The 3,176-nt window shown below is 73.4% G+C and carries 2 protein-coding genes; both read right to left on the bottom strand.

The features are described from left to right. Positions 1–134: 134 nt before the first annotated feature. Positions 135–1,646: a glucose-6-phosphate dehydrogenase gene (gene zwf, locus OOT08_RS00120; protein ID WP_325090573.1), complete on the bottom strand. Its 1,512-nt coding sequence runs from the start codon at positions 1,644–1,646 to the stop codon at positions 135–137. Then, the coding region (locus OOT08_RS00115; RefSeq protein WP_325090572.1) for a glucose-6-phosphate isomerase at positions 1,643–3,176 on the bottom strand (1,534 nt) is incomplete at its 5' end. The genes zwf and OOT08_RS00115, both read right to left, overlap by 4 nt.

Raw genomic sequence — 3,176 nt, 5'->3', positions numbered from 1 at the left:
TTCCTCGAGCGCGTCGGGCGTCGTCACGATGATCAGGGTCAGCACCCGGCCGAGGGAGCTCACGCCGCTCTCGACGCGGATCTGGACGAGGTGCTTCGAGATTTCGCTGACGGTGGTGTCGCTGAGCTGCAGAATCACGGTCGCCTCCAAGCCCGGTCATCCCGCTCAAGCATGGTGTCGGCCGAGGCGGGGCCCCAGCTCCCTGGCGGGTAGCTCTCGGGGCGACCGGAGCGCGCCCAGTGCTCCTCGATCGGATCGAGGATCTGCCAGGAGAGCTGCACCTCGCGGTGCCGGGGGAAGAGCGGGGGATCCCCGAGCAGCACGTCCAGGATGAGCCGCTCGTAGGCCTCCGGGCTGGCCTCGGTGAAGGCGTGGCTGTAGCCGAAGTCCATCGTGACATCGCGCAGCTGCATCGCCGGGCCGGGCACCTTCGAGCGGAGGCGGGTGGTGACCCCCTCGTCCGGTTGGACGCGGATCACGAGGGCGTTATTGCTCCGCTCCGCCGGGGCGAACGGCCCCGCGTCCGGCTGGCGGAACATCACGGCGATCTCGGTGACGCGGCGCGCGAGCCGTTTCCCCGTGCGCAGGTAGAAGGGCACCCCGCGCCAGCGGTCCGTGTCGATGCCGAGGGTGATGGCGGCGTAGGTCTCGGTCTCCGACTCGGGCGACATGCCCCGCTCCTCAAGGAAGCCGAGCGCGAGCTCGCCCCCCTGCCAGCCCCCGGCGTACTGCCCGCGCGAGGTCGTCGTGCCGAGGTCCTCCGGGAGGACAACCGCTTCGAGCACCCGCTCCTTCTCGCGGCGGAGATCATCCGCGTCGAGGGAGTCGGGGCGCTCCATCGCGGTGAGCGCGAGCAGCTGCAAGAGGTGGTTCTGGATGACGTCCCGGGCCGCGCCGATCCCGTCGTAGTACCCGGCCCGTCCGCCGACCCCGACGTCCTCGGCCATCGTGATCTGCACGTGGTCAACGTGCTCGGCGTTCCAGATGGGTTCGTAGAGGGCGTTTGCGAAGCGCAGCGCGAGGATGTTCTGCACCGTCTCCTTGCCCAGGTAATGGTCGATCAGGAACACGCTCTCCGGCGGGAACACGGCGTCGATGGTCTCGTGCAGGGCGTTGGCCGTGGCGAGGTCGTTCCCGAAGGGCTTCTCGATGACCACGCGTCGCCAGGACGCGTCGGCGCACTCGGCGAGCCCCGCGTCGCGGAGCTGCCCGGTCACCTCGGGGAAAGACCGCGGCGGGATGGAGAGGTAGTAGGCGTAGTTACCGCCCGTGCCCCGGGTCACGTCGAGCTCCGCGAGGCGCTCCCGGAGCCGTTCGTAGGCCGCGGCGTCGTCGAACTCGCCGGTCACGAAGCGCAGCCCCGCGCGGAACTGCTGCCAGACATCCTCGTTGAAGGCGGTGCGCGCGTGCGCCCGAACCGCCTCGTGCACGACGCGTTCGAAGTCGGCGTCGGACCAGTCGCGACGGCCGAAGCCGACGAGGGAGAAGCCCGGCGGGAGCAAGCCGCGGTTGGCGAGGTCGTACATCGCCGGGAGGAGCTTCTTTTGCGCGAGGTCGCCGGTCACCCCGAAGAGGACGAGGGCGCAGGGGCCGGCGACGCGATTGAGCCGGACCTCCTCCGCGGAGCGAAGCGGGTTGCCGCTCACGACGCGCGCCCCCGGGCCAGCGACTCGGCCAGGGCGGTGAGCGCGGCGACGTCCGCGAGGGGGTCGCCGAGCCGCACCCGGAACACGGGGAGGCCGTGCGCCCGGAGCACCGCGGCGTCCCCGCTGGCCTGGGCCTGGAGGAGCTCGCCGAAGCTGTAGTCGGTGCCGGGCACGTCGAGGTCCGGCTCCGGTCGGTCGAGCAGCTGCAGGAAGGCACCGGTTTCGGGGCCGCCCTTGTGGAACTGCCCAGTGGAGTGCAGGAAGCGGGGCCCCTGCCCGAGGGTGACGGTTCTGCCGCCGGCGAGGAACAGGGCGCGGCGCAGCTCGTGCAGGGCCGCGGTCAGGCGCTCGCCCGCGGCTCCGGTGAGCTCCGGCAGGTAGGCCTGCACCGCCAGGTAGCCGTGCGGGGGGATGCTGGCGAGCAGATCGGCGAGCGGCCCGTCCGCGAGGGCCGACACCGGCAGGGGCCGGGCGGCGTCGTCGGCGTCGTCGGTGTCCTCCCCGCTGAGGGCGGCCCGGGCCGCGATCTTCGCGCGTTCGACGTCGGGCTGGTCGAACGGATTCGTGCCGAGGAGGACGCCCGCGAGCGCGGTCGCGGTCTCCCAGAGGAGCAGCTGCGCGCCGAGGGGGCCGGCCAGGGCGGCCTCGGCGGGGGCTGGGGCGGGGGCGTGCGGGGGGAGCCAGGCCCGCAGGCCCGCGAGCGCGGGGGCGGCGGGCGCGGCCTCCGGGTCGTCCCGGCCGAGGACGACCGGCAGGACGCCCAGGCCGTGCTTGCCCGTGGACTCCGCGACGAGCTGCTCAATCCAGTCGCCGAGGCCGCTTCCGGCGTCGGCCCCCGCAATGAGGAACAGCGCGGGGCGTTCCGGCACCCCCTGGCACAGGGCAGCGGCGAGGAGCAGGGCCGGGTTCTCCGGCTCGTCCCGGGCGAGCAGGTCGCGCACGGACCCCGCCTCGGCGGTCAGCTGCGCGATGTCTGCCCCCGCGAGCCCCGCGGGCACCAGCCCGAAGGCCGTGAGGGCGGAGTAACGGCCGCCGACGTTCGGGTCGGCGAGGAAGACGCGGTAGCCGTGCTCCTCGGCCAGCGCCTGGAGCGGGGAACCGGGATCGGTGACGATCACGATGTGCTCGGCCGGGTCGACCCCCGCCGCCGCGAAGGCGGCCCGGAAGACCAGGTGGTGGCTCAGCGTCTCGACCGTGGAGCCGGACTTCGAGCTGAAGACAGCGACGGTCTCCGCCAGGGGAGCGCTGAGCGTTTCGCGCACCTGCGCGGGGTGCGTGGAGTCCAGCACCGTGAGGGCGACCCCCGCGGCGGCGGTCATCATCTCGGGGGCCAGGCTGGAGCCGCCCATCCCGCAGAGGACGAACCGGCTGATGCCGCGGGCGCGGAGGGCGTCGCGCAGTTCGGTGATCTCCGCGACGAGGGGACCGGCGTGCGCCGGGGCGTCGATCCAGCCCAGACGCACGGCGGCCTCGCTCTCGGCCTCGGGGCCCCAGAGGACCGCGTCCGCCGCGAAGAGCCGGGAGGCCGCC

The organism is Leucobacter sp. M11, from assembly GCF_035726885.1.
Taxonomy (GTDB): domain Bacteria; phylum Actinomycetota; class Actinomycetes; order Actinomycetales; family Microbacteriaceae; genus JAPFRB01.
Note: the sequence above shows the minus strand (reverse complement) of the source record. Positions and strands in the feature narration are given on the sequence as shown.